This window comes from Brevibacterium sp. p3-SID960 (assembly GCF_025144725.1).
GTDB lineage: Bacteria > Actinomycetota > Actinomycetes > Actinomycetales > Brevibacteriaceae > Brevibacterium.
This window is the reverse complement of record NZ_JALXKS010000002.1, coordinates 16,842-29,721: the sequence shown is the minus strand read 5'-3', so window position 1 is coordinate 29,721 and position 12,880 is coordinate 16,842. Positions and strand designations below refer to the sequence as shown.

12 protein-coding genes and 1 tRNA gene are annotated in these 12,880 nt (G+C 67.5%); 11 read left to right on the top strand and 2 right to left on the bottom strand.

Going from position 1 to position 12,880, the window contains the following annotated elements:
- Nucleotides 1-145: 145 nt before the first annotated feature.
- Nucleotides 146-868 (bottom strand): cyclase family protein, encoded by a 723-nt coding sequence (locus tag M3B11_RS00935; RefSeq protein WP_259874674.1) that lies wholly within the window; start codon nucleotides 866-868, stop codon nucleotides 146-148.
- 401 nt (nucleotides 869-1,269) lie between these two features.
- Here M3B11_RS00935 and M3B11_RS00930 point away from each other — a divergent pair, with 401 nt between their 5' ends.
- The 7 genes from M3B11_RS00930 (at nucleotide 1,270) to M3B11_RS00900 (ending at nucleotide 8,363) form a co-directional block, all read left to right on the top strand.
- Nucleotides 1,270-3,423: a hypothetical protein gene (locus tag M3B11_RS00930; protein ID WP_259874672.1), complete on the top strand. Its 2,154-nt coding sequence runs from the start codon at nucleotides 1,270-1,272 to the stop codon at nucleotides 3,421-3,423.
- A gap of 11 nt (nucleotides 3,424-3,434) precedes the next feature.
- Entirely contained in the window at nucleotides 3,435-4,757 is a 1,323-nt protein-coding gene (locus M3B11_RS00925) for a hypothetical protein (RefSeq protein WP_259874670.1), read from the top strand.
- A 127-nt stretch (nucleotides 4,758-4,884) separates the two neighbouring features.
- Nucleotides 4,885-5,169: a pyridoxamine 5'-phosphate oxidase family protein gene (locus M3B11_RS00920; RefSeq protein WP_259874668.1), complete on the top strand. Its 285-nt coding sequence runs from the start codon at nucleotides 4,885-4,887 to the stop codon at nucleotides 5,167-5,169.
- Between the two features lie 108 nt (nucleotides 5,170-5,277).
- Nucleotides 5,278-6,168 carry a helix-turn-helix domain-containing protein gene (locus M3B11_RS00915; RefSeq protein ID WP_259874666.1) on the top strand — a complete coding sequence of 297 codons (891 nt, stop codon included), beginning with the start codon at nucleotides 5,278-5,280 and terminating at the stop codon, nucleotides 6,166-6,168.
- A gap of 124 nt (nucleotides 6,169-6,292) precedes the next feature.
- Nucleotides 6,293-6,748, top strand: a complete 456-nt coding sequence (locus tag M3B11_RS00910; RefSeq protein WP_259874664.1) for a MaoC family dehydratase N-terminal domain-containing protein — start codon at nucleotides 6,293-6,295, stop codon at nucleotides 6,746-6,748.
- Entirely contained in the window at nucleotides 6,745-7,236 is a 492-nt protein-coding gene (locus tag M3B11_RS00905; protein WP_259874662.1) for a MaoC/PaaZ C-terminal domain-containing protein, read from the top strand. The genes M3B11_RS00910 and M3B11_RS00905 overlap by 4 nt, the downstream gene beginning before the upstream one ends.
- Complete coding sequence (locus M3B11_RS00900; protein WP_259874661.1) at nucleotides 7,233-8,363, top strand: UDP-N-acetylmuramate dehydrogenase; 1,131 nt, start codon at nucleotides 7,233-7,235, stop codon at nucleotides 8,361-8,363. Before M3B11_RS00905 ends, M3B11_RS00900 begins: the two co-directional genes overlap by 4 nt.
- 65 nt (nucleotides 8,364-8,428) lie before the next feature.
- On the opposite strand, the gene M3B11_RS00895 is transcribed toward M3B11_RS00900, so the two are convergent.
- A complete protein-coding gene (locus M3B11_RS00895) occupies nucleotides 8,429-9,448 on the bottom strand; it encodes an adenosine deaminase (RefSeq protein ID WP_259874659.1) in 1,020 nt (339 codons plus the stop codon).
- A gap of 106 nt (nucleotides 9,449-9,554) precedes the next feature.
- On the opposite strand from M3B11_RS00895, the gene M3B11_RS00890 reads away from it, so the two are divergent.
- The 4 genes from M3B11_RS00890 to nusG all read left to right on the top strand — a co-directional run bounded on the left by M3B11_RS00890 (nucleotide 9,555) and on the right by nusG (nucleotide 12,649).
- Entirely contained in the window at nucleotides 9,555-11,321 is a 1,767-nt protein-coding gene (locus M3B11_RS00890; protein ID WP_259874657.1) for a metallophosphoesterase family protein, read from the top strand.
- A 107-nt stretch (nucleotides 11,322-11,428) separates the two neighbouring features.
- Nucleotides 11,429-11,501 (top strand) — tRNA-Trp (locus M3B11_RS00885).
- Nucleotides 11,502-11,541: 40 nt separating this feature from the next.
- Complete coding sequence (secE, locus tag M3B11_RS00880; protein WP_175293053.1) at nucleotides 11,542-11,793, top strand: preprotein translocase subunit SecE; 252 nt, start codon at nucleotides 11,542-11,544, stop codon at nucleotides 11,791-11,793.
- Nucleotides 11,794-11,884: 91 nt separating this feature from the next.
- The gene (nusG, locus tag M3B11_RS00875; protein WP_259874655.1) at nucleotides 11,885-12,649 is read left to right on the top strand and encodes a transcription termination/antitermination protein NusG; all 765 of its coding nucleotides are present in this window, start codon (nucleotides 11,885-11,887) and stop codon (nucleotides 12,647-12,649) included.
- Nucleotides 12,650-12,880: the final 231 nt, after the last annotated feature.

The window sequence follows — 12,880 nt, the reverse complement described above, 5'->3', positions numbered from 1 at the left end:
GGGGCGCGATGATGACGAGCTCGACAGTGCCGATGCCGGCTGTGACGACCTCGCGGGCGACGAGCGACCACAGGCCCGGCAGCGTGATGAGGGCCTTCGCCCCGGAGTCCGCCAGCTGGTAGCCCAGTTCGGGCCGTGGGTGTGTTCATAGCAGTGCAATCGGGTTGACGGGCGAGCCGGCGGCGCGGTGGATCTTGAGCCGGGCTGCGATGTAGCAGAACTTGTAGCGGCCCTCGCGGTCACACGCCTCGGCGAGCGATTCGAGATCGCAGATCTCGGTGAAGGCGATGCCAAGGGTGCGCATGAGCGCGTTGTGCAGGACGAGGGCGGTGCCGGCGGAGGGGTCCATCGTCACCTCGTTGGCGATGGTGACGGTGACGAGGTTGGGGATCTCCATCTCGGCGAACCACTGCACGAGCTCCGGGCTGTACTCCAGGCCGGGTTCGCAGAAGTCCTCGTAGAATCTCTCGCCCTGCTCGAAGAACAGCTGCAGGTGGTTCGTGCGGATGAGCAGGATGTCGCGCTTGTCGATCGTGACGCCCTGGCGTTCGGCACAGGCGAGCAGATCGGTGTGGTCGAAGGTGTGCTTGGCCTCCATCGCCTCGACGCCGAAGTACCGGGCCATGTCGAGCAGCACGCCGGTGCCGGCGACGTCGCGCTGGGCGATCGGCTCGACGCTGGCCTTGTCCAGGCCGCCGACCGTGGTCCGGGCGTCATAGCCGTTCCACGGCTTGCCGTCGTACCAGACGTGGCCTAAGGCGTCGTACTGCGTGGGTCCCTGCAGGAAGGCCTCAATCTTGTCATCGGCAAAGTGCAGGTCACCGGGGAGTTGGGGTGCGTCCTCGCGGTCCCAGATGGATTCGTCCATCACCATCTCGCGTTCGGCCGGCGAGCGGCCGGGCCAGACCGGGTCGTCCCCCAGTTGGTCGGTGCGTTAGCGAGCAGCTCGGTGAGATCGGGTACATTGGTCATGGCATTCCCGCCAGGGGTGCCGACGACGGTGCGCGACGTCGAGCACCAGATTTTAATCTTGGGCGAACAATTGGTCAGTTTTCATCCGTGATTTTTGTGAGCAGACCCGGAGTGTCAACAGTCAGCACCCGCAGTTCTGCGAGCTGAGACACTCCTGGCGTTTGACGTTTGTCACTCCAGATGGATGACCAGATGTCGTCAGCTGCCAGGACTGCCCAGCACACAACAAGGCGCCTTGTTGCAGATCTGGCACATGGCGATGCCGTCATCCTGTCCGGAGATGCCTACAGTGAGGGAATGCCCATTCTGAGTCCCGGTCACCGGACTGTCCTCGTCAGACTGCTCGCGCTCGCTGCCGCGCTCCTGTGCTGCTTCGCCATGGCGGCGGCTCCTGCTGCAGCGAGCCCCGAGAAGAAGACCCTTTTCTCGGAGAGCGCAGCCGAATCAGAGGCGCGGCAACAGTCAGCTGAGGACAACTACATTTCGACGTGGGCAGACGTCATCGGAACGACTGTGGAGTCTGGCGACAAGGTCTACGTCGCTCCCGGTTTCGAATCGTTCTGGGATGAGCGACAGCAGAAGCTGGCCGCGCCTATGGTGAAACTCGCTGAGGACGCTGGTTACCACGTCACCCTTCTGGTGCTCCCCGCCACCGTCGCAGAAGATCGTGCAGGCAACGACATCGAGCCTGCGGAGCTGGAGCGCATCTGGCAAGAGATCTTCAACACCGTCGCGCGTGAGCACGACCTCGATTCGGTGGTCTTCGCCTCCTGGTCGGCTGTCTCAGGCGAACTCAAGACCACGGTGTACCGGGACCAGCAGCTCATCACTGAAGTCGGCGGCGTCATCAGTCCTGCCGAACTCAACGACGATGTGCCCGGTCCCTGGTTCCGGTACAGCCTGCGCCGCGCAGTCGACCCCAGCGTTTCGAGTCCCGAACAAGTCGAACTATCCCCGGACCCGTGGTTCGGCAGCAGACGGCCCGAGGACATCGTGCGCATCGACCAGGGCGCCGTCCACTGGGCGATACCGCTCGGTGCCGCGGCGGGATCGCTCATCGCCTTTCCCCTATCGGCCGGATGGTCGTGGTGGGGTGCCTTCCGCAGGAAACGGTCGGCGGCACGTCGTGAGTCCGACGACGAACTCAAGGCTGTGCGAAAGGCGGGAGTAAAAGGAGAACTCCTCGTCCAGCGCCGCGTCCAGACCGCTCTCTCACCGAAGTCATCCAGTGAGAGGCTCGCTGCTCACGATCGGCTGCGCAAAGCCGCCGAGGTGCTGCCCGCGGCTGCTGATTCGGAGAACCCGCTCGTGTGGGTCGCCTGGGCGCGCCTGGCCGAAGAAGCCCGCAGCGTCACGAAACCCACCCGCTGCTTCTTCCGGCCCGACAGGAGGGCTGAATCCACCCGATACTGGTCGGGGCTGGGAGATGACCTTCGCGTCCCTGTCAGCCGCGATGTGCGTGAGCAGCTGGATGCGGGAGATGAACCCAGCTTCCTCTCAGAGCGCGGGATCGACGTCGACAGGCCTTACTTCACCCATGACACCGCATTTGCCCGCAGCGGATTCGGTGCATTCGGATCGCTTGCCGAGGCATTGGCCGACAGTGCGGGCTCCTTCGCTCAGAACGGGAAGAGTGTCAGGCCGAAAGCCAAGCGCGGCGCTCGGACATTCGACAAGCTGCCTGTCACAGTGGCCACGGCCTTCGCCATCGCAGCCGTCGTGGGAGGGATCGCTGGGGCAGGAGTCGGATACCTCATCGACGACCGTGACACATCCGAACGGGCGCGCTCGGCAAGCAACGCCTACTCCGAGCAGGCCCCGTCACCGGATGAGGCAGACCGCTCGCTGCATGATCAGATCGCAGCAGACGCGGCTGATGATTCCGTGGCAGTGGCACCCGAGGCTCTGCTGGGAATCGCCCCGGAGGACATCGCCGAACTGAGCGAGAAGGTGCAGAGCATGCCGCATCGCACCGCGCTGCTGATCTGGGAGAATCCTTCAGCGGCTCCGTTCTTGCCAGACCGCAACCTGCTCGATGAGCAGCTTGTCGTCTACTCCGGTTACGAGATCGTGCTGAGAGCCAACCCGGGCTTCAGTGCTCTTCACAACTATCACCCGGACTTATCGAAAGTCCGCGACGAAGCGCCGGAAGAGCGAGACTCGGACCTGCCTGCACTCACGGCTTACATGACTGAACTGGACGCGCTCACCCAGGCCGCATGGGAGGGCGCGTCTACCCGGACCGGGTATACCGACATGCAGCACCTGTCGGATACCGAGCCGATTCAACCGCTTCCCGGTACAGCGCAGTTCGCCGAGAATCGCCGGATCGGTCTGCGCAAGAGCGCTTTGCTTGCGATCCCGGCTGTGCCGATCGGTCTGATCGCCGCCTTCCTCGTCTGGAACACCGACCACGATCGCCTCCGCCGCTATCGGGAGTCGAAGCGATGAAAGAAGTGCACATGACAAGAACGGCAACACAGCGGCCGGCAATCGACCGGCCCATTCTGCTGCGCATCCTCGGGACAGCCGCTGTTCTGCTGCTCATGGTGTCAGCCCTCAGCACTCCGGTGCACTCGGCAGAGCCGAAACTCGGCGGGCAGTTGGCAACGGCACAGAAACTCGCCGACAGCTGGACGCACGAGAGAATCTACGTTGAACCGGCGCTGCGCACGACATACGGCGACTCCACTGTCGCGTCCCTGACCAAGATGGCCGAGGAGCCATCACCTGCGGTGTGGGTGGCGGTCATGTCAGCCCCGGATGGCGATTTCCGGAAGCTGTCGGAGATCCTGTCGTTGGCCGCTGAGTTGCATGGTGAGCAGGGAACATATGTGCTCCTCGAAGCCGAATTGGGCATGACGCGAGTCGTCACGAATGCCACGGGTGAACGGGGATCGCTCATCACGAGCCAGGATGACCGCTACCTGTGGGACCCGGATCACTCTATGAGCCCGGTCGAGTGGCTGCGCGACATTCTGATGCGTTTGAAGAACCCGCAGGAGGGCGAACACAAGCGAAGCCGGGTTGATGACCTGCGATACTACGTCTACTCCGAACCAGTGAAGTCCGCGCTTTGGGCAGCGGCAGCGCTCACCGTCCTGCTTCTCGGGGTCTACGGCATCGCCAAGCGGCGCGGTGCGCGGCCGGGCCGCTACCGGCTTCCTTCGTCAGTGGTGAAAGCCGCGCGGCGAGCCTCCCAGGACGAGCTGCGCACAATGCTGGGTGAGGACTCCCTGCGCATCGCCGCCCGGCTGGAGAAGCTGCAGGCCGGTGAGCTCAGCGAGAAGCAGAGCGAGCAGGTGCAGCACGGGTTCGACGCGTTCTCCCTCGCGCGGCGCATCAGCGAAGACGACTCAGCCCGCGAGGATGACCTCGCTGGGGCGATGGTGCTCTTCGACATCGCCGAGCACGACCTCAACGCCGTTCAGTCGGCGGTCGGCGCCGAAGACCCCGGCCCGCGGTCACAGCGTGGCCGGCGCGGGACGTCTGAGAGTACGTCTCAGGGCAGAACAGAACTCGGGCTCTGCGTCATCAACCCCCGGCACGGTCGGGCGAAGACGGCGCGAAAGCTGCCGCGGATGGAGAAGTTCGCCAGCGTCTCCGTGCCGATGTGCCGGCAGTGTGTCTCTGCGGCAGCTGAAGGCAGGCGGATGCAGTGGCTGCAGGTCAACGGGAAGCCGTACCCTGAACGCGACAGCGTGTGGGGCAACACCCTCTACGGCGCCGCCGGCTCCGACCTCGTCGCCGACGTCATCCGGGCGCGCGCAATGGGAACAGACTGACGCAGTCGCGGCCGCAGTCGGCCGGTCATCGGCCCTGGTGGCCGTGACGGGTTCGGGTATGTGAGCCGGCCGGTCCCGCCTGCCGGGCCGGTGCCCGTTCCGGGTGTGACCCGGCGCACAATGGACTATGGAGCAGATCACACAGAACCCCGAGAAGACCGCCCCTCCGCCGATTGAAACCCTCAGCCTCGACGAATGCTGGGTGCTGCTGGAGTCCGAGAGCTTCGGCCGCCTCGCGGTCGCCGTCAACGGTGACATCGAGACCTTCCCCGTCAACTGCGCCGCCTACGACGGCGCGCTCTACATCCGCACCGCCGCCGGCGAGCGCCAAGTCCCGCCACATCCGCATCCGCCCGACCGAGGTGACCGGCCGCAGCCTGCGCTTCGGCCCCGAACCCGAGGCCGAACCTGACCTCACCTGCTGAGCCGAACGCTCATTCGGCATCCGAACCGCACCAACCCGAAAGCGCCTGGACGGACGTGCCTGCACACGGCGCGTGAGTGCCGTATACTGTTTAGTATGGTTAAAGTTCATGGGGTTGAAGGTGGATCGGGCATCGGCGGCCGCGTCCGTGCGGCCCGAACACAGGCCGGACTGACGCTCGAGGAGCTGAGCTCGCAGATCGGCGTCAGCCCTGCCACCCTGTCTCTCATCGAGCGAGAGCGCGTCTCCGTCACCGTCGAGCGGGTCTCACAGCTGGCTGAGGTGCTCGGTCTCGAACTCGAGGACCTCATGTACTCCGGTGACTTCGAGCCGAGCGCGGTGCGCACCGGACCCGGTGGCCGCGAGCACGCCGGCGCCCCACACCTCGTGCGCGGCGCTCCCGATGCCCCGCATCCCAAGATCGTCGAGGCGATCATCGACTGTTTCGTGCGCTGGGGCTACCACGGCACCTCGATGCGGCAGATCGCGCAGGCCGGCGGGGTGAGCGTCGCCGGGGTCTACCATTACTTCACGTCCAAGCAGCAGATGCTCGTTAGCCTGATGGACGAGACGATGGCCGAGCTCATCAGCCGGCTCGACGATGTGCTCACGGCGGCGGAAGGCCAGCCGGTCGAGGAACGCTACCGGCAGGTGGTGCGCGAGCTGGCGCTGTTCCATCTGGAGCAGCGGCGCAAGGGATTCATCGGAGCCAGTGAGATGCGCAGCATCGACGAACCCGACCGCTCCCGCATCGCCGGGCTGCGTCGCGACGTGCAGCACACCGTCGACGCGCTGGCTCGCGAAGGCATCGAGACCGGTGCGTTCGCCAACCCCGACTGGCGCTTCGCCGGCCGCGTGGTGTCGAACATGTGCACCTCGACCTCGCAGTGGTACGACCCCGAGGGGCCGGTGCCCAAGGACGCCGCCGCCGACAACCTCGCCGACTACGCCCTGGCGATGATGCGGGTGCCCGGCCCCGGGCGATAGACTCGCAGACACGGGACTGCCGCACGTCACCGGTCAGCGGCCGGGAGGTGCCGGCAGTCTGCCCACCTGAGCCGGACGAACCCGCACGGGCGCAGCGCCTGTGCCCAAGGAGGTACATCTGCCGATGGCTGTCAACACCGAGCTGCAGGGTGCGAGCTACGCCCTGCCGGAGCCCTATGAGGTCTCCCGCGAGGCGATCATCGAGTTCGCCCGCGCGACCGGGGCGCAGAACCGCGCCCACCGCAGCGCTGCGGCCGCAGCCGAGTTCGGTTACGCCGACGTCGTCGCCCCGCCGACGTTCGCCGTCATCCCCTCCCAGCGCGCCGAAGCGCTCTACATATCCAACCCGGAAGCCGGCATCGACTTCTCCCGCGTCGTCCACGGTTCCGAACAGTTCACCTACACCCGCCCGATCGTCGCCGGTGACCGGCTCAACGCCGTCTGCCACGTCGACGGGCTGCGCGAGGCCGGCGGGCATGCGATGATCACCACCCGCACCGAACTCACCGACGCGAACAGCGACGACGCCCCCGTGGTCACTGTGACCTCGACGATCGTCGTGCGAGGAGAAGAAGCATGAACGAGCCCATCGAACGCGAGGAATACCGTCCCTCCGGCGCCGACCTGGCGCCGAAGCTGCGCGACCAGGAGGTCGGCCGCACCGTCGTCTCCGCCCGCATCCCGCTCTCCCGCGCCGACCTCGTCGCCTACGCCGGCGCCTCGGGAGACCACAACCCGATCCACTGGAACGAGCGCTTCGCCCGCGAGGTCGGCCTCGACGACGTCATCGCCCACGGCATGCTGTCGATGGGATCCGTGCTCGCCCGCATCACCGAATGGGCCGCCGACCCCGGTGCGATCGTCGACTGCCGCACCCGCTTCACCGCCCCGGTCGTCGTCGCCGATGCCGCCTCCGGCTCCCCGGACACCCCGACGGCCTACCTCGACATGGCCGCCGTCGTCGGCGCGATCGATGACGAGGCCGGGATCGTGCGCCTCGACATCTCCGTCAGCTGCGGTGAGGACACCGTGCTCGGACGCACCCAGGCGAAGGTGCGGTTGGCGTGAGCCGGACAGCGCTGGCGGACTACGCGACGATGCGCGTCGGCGGCCCGGCCGCCGACCTCACCGTCGCCGGCACCCGCGAGGAGCTGCTCGACTTCCTCACCGCCCACCCGCTGACTGCTGACCGGGCAGCCCAGCCCCCCGGCAGTGGGGGAGAGGCAGCCGGCATCGGGCAGGGACTGAACCCCGATGTGCTCTTCATCGCCGGCGGATCCAACCTCGTCATCAGCGATGACGGCTTCGCCGGTCCCGTGTGCCTCATCCGCACCAGCGGCATGGAGTTCACCGAGCTCGGCGGCAACCGGGTCCTGCTGCGCGTGGCAGCCGGTGAGAACTGGGACGACTGCGTCGCAGAAACCGTCACCCGCGGGCTCTCCGGGCTCGAAGCGCTCTCCGGAATTCCCGGCTCAGCCGGTGCGACCCCGGTGCAGAACGTCGGCGCCTACGGAGCCGAGGTCGCCGACACCCTCGAATCCGTCACCGTCTACGACCGGCTCTCCGGCGACGTCATCACGCTGCCGCGCGCCGAGCTCGAATTCGGCTACCGCACCTCCCGGCTCAAGCGCACCACCGCCGAGATCGGCACCGTGCGCTTCGTCGTCCTCGACGTCAGCTTCGCGCTCACCTCCTCGGCCGAGTCCGCGCCGATCCGCTACCGGCAGCTCGCCGCTGCGCTCGGCGTCGACCTCGAAGACCGGGTGCCGCTGGCCGAGGTGCGCGAAGCCGTCCTCGCCGTCCGCGCCTCCAAGGGCATGGTCCTCGACCCTGCCGACTACGACACGTGGTCATGCGGATCCTTCTTCACCAACCCGATCGTCCCGCTCTCCACCCCGCTGCCCGACGGGGCGCCGGAATACCCGGTCATCGACCCGCTGACCGGCATGCGCGATGAGCACCGGAAGAAGACCTCGGCCGCCTGGCTCATCGACCGGGCCGGGTTCCGCAAGGGATTCGGGATCGGCGAACAGCGCGCCCGCCTGTCGACCAAGCACACGTTGGCGCTGACCAACCGCGGGCAGGCACGTACCGCCGACATCCTCGACCTCGCTCGCCACATCCGCGACGGGGTCGAGGAATCCACCGGCATCCGGCTCGAACCCGAACCCAACCTCATCGGCTGCCGGATCTGAGCTTGCGGATCCGAGTTTTCGGAGCCGAGCACCCGGAGCCGCTGGGCGCACCCGCCGCGGCAGGCTCAGCCTGCGGTCTCCCAGCGGTCGATGTCACTGATCGCGGCCTGCCGGATCCGCGCAGGTGCCAGTGAGATGGCAAAGGACTGCCGGGCAAGCTCGGCGATCTCAGCCCGGGTCAGCACCGCCTCGGCGGCGGCATACTGATCGACCAGCCGCGAATCGAAGATCAGCGGGTCATCGGCCCCGAGCGCGATCTGCGCACCGGAGTCGAACAGCTGACGCAGCGGCACCTGCGCTGCAGAGGCGTACACGCCCAGCGACACATTCGAGCCCGGGCACACCTCCAGGCCGATGCCGGCCTGCACGATCTGGTCCAGCAGCTGCGGATCCTCCGCGGCCCGCACTCCGTGCCCGAGGCGGTGGGGACGCAGGTGGGCGATGACTTCGCGGATGTGCGCGGGCCCGAGCAGCTCCCCGCCGTGGGGCAGAGATGCCAGGCCCGCCCGGCGGGCGATGCGGAAGGCGTGTCGGAACTCCGCCGTGTCGCCGCGGCGCTCATCGTTCGACAGCCCGAACCCCACGACCGTGGCGGCATCATCACCGGCGTACTGGGCGGCAAGCCGGGCAAGCGTCCGGGCCTCGAACTGGCTGCGGGTGCGGGAGGCGGCGACGATGATCGCGATGCCGAAGTCCGGCCCGGATTGGCGGGCGGCCTCATCGAGGACGATCTCCAGAGCCGGGGTGATGCCGCCGACGTAGGGCCCGTAGGAGGTCGGGTCGATCTGCAGCTCCAGCCAGCGCGAGCCCTCGGCCCGGTCGGCGGCTGCGGCCTCGGCGACGACCCGGCGCATGATCGTCTCCCCGCGCACGACGGCGCGGGCGGCATCGTAGAGGCGCTGGAAGCGGAACCAGCCGCGCTGGTCAGGGGACAGGTTCGCCGGAGTCGAACCGACGATGCCGCGCGGCAGCCGGATGCCGGCCTCGGCGGCGAGCTCGGCGAGCGTCTCATCAGCCAGCGAGCCGGTGAAGTGCAGGTGCAGGTGGGCTTTGGGAAGTGCGCGCAGACCCTCCCGTGTCACCATGACGACAGTTTAGTCGATGCCCTGCTGCGCCTGCCGCCGGCAGCCGGCATCTGCCCTGATGAGCTGAGCTGTCACCCGGCGGTGGGCCGCTCGTATAATTGCCCGCATGGTCTCAGCTCAGCGCCCCACACGCCGGGCATCTGCCCGCCTCGCGGCCGCGGCGCGGTTCCTGGCCGCATCCCTCGGACTGTTTCTGGCAGGCGCCCTGCTCGCCGCACCGTGGGCGGTGACGACCGCGCAGACCGAGGCGAACTTCGGCCCCCACGATGCAACCTATGCGGTCACGACCGACGGGGCGATCACCATCGACCTCGGACCGATCGGCCAGCTCGTGATACCGGCAGGCGACAGGCTGCCGCTGGGCCTCGGCGTCGACGTCGCCGTGGAGGAGATCCCGAACCATGCCGGCGTGCCGGTCTCAACGATCGATGAACTCGCCCAGGACGCCTCTTCCTACGCCAGCCTGTTCGGCGACATCGACGCCCTCGTCACCGTCGTGCGCAACGGCATCATCGCCGATGCGCTCACCCGCGACCTCATCGCCGCCGGTGTCGTCACTGTGGTGGCCGGCGCATACCTGCTGCACAGGCGCACCCGCCTGCAGCCCGAGACCGCCAGCGAGCGGGACCCGGCCGACGGGCCGATGACCGCGCTCGTGCTCAGCCTCGCTGCGGTGCTCATCGCCATCATCGCCGTGCCGGTGAGCGCGCCCAAGCAGATCACCCCGAATCCGGTGTTCGAGCGCACACCGCTGGCCGGATCCGAGGTGACCGGCAGGTTCTCCGGCGTCATCGACGAAGTCGCCCGCGTCGTCACCGACTACTACAACGACAACGAGACCTTCTACGACACCGCCCGCACGAGCCTGGACGTCGCCTGGCTTCAGCGCCCGACCAGCCCGCGCACCACCTCGGGCGCGGACCTGGTGCCCCGGCCCAACTGGGACCAGCCGCTGGATGGTGACCAGTCAGCCGATGGCGACGGTGCCCAGGCCGCCATCGGGAGGACGGCCACTGGGGAGGGGGCCACCGGCGGGGCTACCGGCGGGGCGGCCGATGGCGGGCAGGCCCAGGCGGGCGGGCAGGCCGGCGCACAACAGGGTGAGCCGGCTGGCATCATCACCGTGCTCATGGCCTCCGACATCCACTGCAACACCGGCATGTCGCGGGTCCTCGCCCGCGCCGCCCAGCTGTCGGGGGCCGACCTCTACCTCGACGGCGGAGACATCACGATGACCGGCACCACCGCTGAGAACATCTGCGTCGACTCCGTGCACCAGGCGCTGCCGCACGGCCTGCCGCGCCTCTACGTCAAGGGCAACCACGACTCGGCCGACACCGCCGCCCATGCCCGCTCACTCGGCTGGCAGGTCCTCGACGGCCAGCCGGTGACCGCCGCCGGGCTGACGTTCTTCGGGCTGCCGGATCCGCGGCGCACCGTCTTCCCCACCGGTGACGTGCTCGAACGCGGAGAGACCGGAGCCGGGTTCACCGACCGGGTCGCCGCCGAGGCGTGTGCGGCCGAGAACATCGACACCCTCGTCATCCACGACCCCCGGCAGGCGGCTGCGGCCCTCGGCGAGGGCTGCGCAGGCTTCGCCGTCTCCGGCCACTGGCACCGGCGGGTCGGGCCAGAGGCGTTCGGCCCGGCCACCCGGTTCGTCAACTCGACGACCGGCGGGGCACTGGCCAATGCGCTGACACCGGGCCCGCTCAAGATGCCCGCCGAGTTCTCCTTCATCCGCTACGACGCACAGACCCGCCAGCCCATCGACGTGCAGGTCGTCACCGTCGACATGGACGCACAGGTCAGCTTCAGCCCGTGGACGTCGATCCCACAGCCGGGCCCTTGGGCGCCGGCCGAAGCGAAGTGACCCGTCGTTAGACGGATGAGACATCGAGCGTGTATGCTCGTACCTTGGCAGAAGCCGACCCGGGTCTCCGGGTCTGTTTCATGCCCCGGCTGTGCCCGCACAGCCGAAGGGGTGTGGCGCAAGTGGTAGCGCAACGGTCTCCAAAACCGTAGGTTGCAGGTTCGAGTCCTGTCACCCCTGCTGAGAACGACGGAGCACAACGACCCCCGAGTGAGGAAGCGTGAGCGACACACCCGCAGGAACCTCTGAGAAGCGCGGCTTCTTCGGCACCATCATGCAGTTCTTCCGCGAGGTGATCAGCGAGCTCAAGAAGGTGGTCACGCCCACTCGCAAGGAGCTCATCAACTACACGCTCGTCGTGCTCGGGTTCGTCATCTTCATGATGCTGCTCGTCACCGTCCTGGATCTGCTGTTCGGAAAGCTCTCCGGCTTCGTCTTCGGCGGCTCGCCGATCTGGCCGCTGTGGGGTTAGTCGGCTGATCCAGCCGCCGAGCGGCGACACAGCCGCGGACGCGCCCGCACACGTCAGACCACGCCCCACGACCTAAGCACAAGGAGAACAGGTGTCGGACAACACCCCGGAAACCGAGAACCTCGATGCGGCCGCAGAGCCGACTGCCGAGGCTGTCACTGAGGAGACCGCCAGCCAGCCGGCCGCCGACGATACGACCGAACAGGCGCCGGCCGCCGAGGACACCGGCGACGAGCACGATCCGGCGGAGGAGTTCAAGTCCGAGCTGCGCATGAAGGACGGCGACTGGTATGTCATCCACTCCTACGCCGGCTACGAGAACCGGGTGAAGGCCAACCTCGAGAATCGCATCATCTCGCTGGACATGGAAGACTACATCTTCGAGATCCAGGTGCCGATGGAAGACGTCATCGAGGTCAAGAACGCCCAGCGCAAGCAGGTCCGCCGCGTGCGCATCCCCGGCTACGTGCTCGTGCGCATGGAGCTGACTGACGAGTCGTGGGGCGTCGTGCGCCACACTCCGGGCGTCACCGGCTTCGTCGGCAACGCCTACGACCCCGTCCCGCTCACCATCGACGAGGTCTTCTCGATGCTCGCCCCGGTCTTCGAAGAGGAGCAGGCCAAGGCCGCTGCCGAAGCCGGCGAGCAGGCGAAGGCAGCCGCTGGGGGCGGAGCAGCCTACGAGGTCGAATTCGAAGTCGGCGAATCCGTCATGGTCAAGGAGGGCTCCTTCGAAGGCCACCCGGCCACGATCCAGGAGATCCGCCCCGAATCGCAGAAGCTCACCGTCCTGCTGTCGATCTTCGAGCGCGACGTTCCCGTCGAGCTCGGCTTCGACCAGGTCGCCAAGATCTGAGCCGCACCACAGCGTTCGCCGGCACATCCCGGCACACAGCCGTGCCCGAGGTGAGGACCGCCTCGGGCGCGGCGGCGCCTGGAGAGCCTGGGGCTGGATTTAACAACCACGGGCTGTTCATGGAATAATGGTGTGGTTTGCGCCTGCGACATTCATCGGAGCGCGGCGCAGCACCCCTGACGCATCCCGCTGAAGGGAACGACCCTCGGCAGCCGTCGAGGGCTTCATCGA

What these genes read in the sequence shown, in the direction of transcription:
- M3B11_RS00895 (WP_259874659.1), bottom strand. Translation starts at nt 9,448, where the DNA reads ATGGTGACACGGGAGGGTCTGCGCGCACTTCCCAAAGCCCACCTGCAC.
- M3B11_RS00915 (WP_259874666.1), top strand. Translation starts at nt 5,278, where the DNA reads ATGGTTAAAGTTCATGGGGTTGAAGGTGGATCGGGCATCGGCGGCCGC.
- M3B11_RS00905 (WP_259874662.1), top strand. Translation starts at nt 6,745, where the DNA reads ATGAACGAGCCCATCGAACGCGAGGAATACCGTCCCTCCGGCGCCGAC.
- M3B11_RS00920 (WP_259874668.1), top strand. Translation starts at nt 4,885, where the DNA reads ATGGAGCAGATCACACAGAACCCCGAGAAGACCGCCCCTCCGCCGATT.
- M3B11_RS00910 (WP_259874664.1), top strand. Translation starts at nt 6,293, where the DNA reads ATGGCTGTCAACACCGAGCTGCAGGGTGCGAGCTACGCCCTGCCGGAG.
- M3B11_RS00925 (WP_259874670.1), top strand. Translation starts at nt 3,435, where the DNA reads ATGACAAGAACGGCAACACAGCGGCCGGCAATCGACCGGCCCATTCTG.
- M3B11_RS00930 (WP_259874672.1), top strand. Translation starts at nt 1,270, where the DNA reads ATGCCCATTCTGAGTCCCGGTCACCGGACTGTCCTCGTCAGACTGCTC.
- M3B11_RS00935 (WP_259874674.1), bottom strand. Translation starts at nt 868, where the DNA reads ATGGACGAATCCATCTGGGACCGCGAGGACGCACCCCAACTCCCCGGT.
- M3B11_RS00890 (WP_259874657.1), top strand. Translation starts at nt 9,555, where the DNA reads ATGGTCTCAGCTCAGCGCCCCACACGCCGGGCATCTGCCCGCCTCGCG.